This is a genomic window from Corynebacterium lipophiloflavum DSM 44291 (genome assembly GCF_000159635.1).
GTDB classification, from domain to species: domain Bacteria; phylum Actinomycetota; class Actinomycetes; order Mycobacteriales; family Mycobacteriaceae; genus Corynebacterium; species Corynebacterium lipophiloflavum.
In genome coordinates, this window is sequence record NZ_GG667216.1 from 1 (window position 1) to 602 (window position 602).

The 602-nt window shown below is 71.8% G+C and carries 1 pseudogene; it reads right to left on the minus strand.

Features of this window, described 5'->3' with window-relative positions:
* A pseudogene (locus tag HMPREF0298_RS11265) lies at positions 1–602 on the minus strand (primosomal protein N'); the annotation flags it as partial.

The window sequence follows — 602 nt, forward strand, 5'->3', positions numbered from 1 at the left end:
CTCCACACCGGGCGGCAAGTCGACGGGGCCGAGCTTTTCCGCGTGGGGCGGCAGCTCAACGTGGGCGAAGAAATCCTCCAGCGCCTTTCTCGGGGCATCGACCACGGCGACGTGGACTGCGGGCGGCAGGCGGGTTTCCGCGCGTTGGGAGAGCTCGGCGGCGGCGTGGCCCGGCACGTCCCAGCGAATCAGATGCTGGACCACAGGCAGCGAGGGCTCGGCGACCACGACGACCTCGCCGTCGATGCTGGCGGCGTCGACAAGCGTGCAGGCGGCGAGCCACTTTTCGAAGGTCTCCTCGGTCGCGCGCAGGTCCGGGCGCCCGAGCAACGCCCACGTGTCCAGCAGGATCGCCGCGCCATACCCACCGTTGGTCACGGCGGGTTCCGCCCCGGGCGTGGCCACGACGATCATCGGTGTGCGCGGTATCTCGGTGACGATCTTCTCCCCCCACGACGAGCGCACCCGCGTCTTCGGAAACGCCCTGCCCAGCTCCTCGGCGGTGCGCTCGGTGCCCAACACCACGGCGCGCAGCCGGCGCGACCCGCAGACCGGGCACACGTGAGCGGTGTCCATGCGCCCGCACCAGCGGCAGGTCGGGG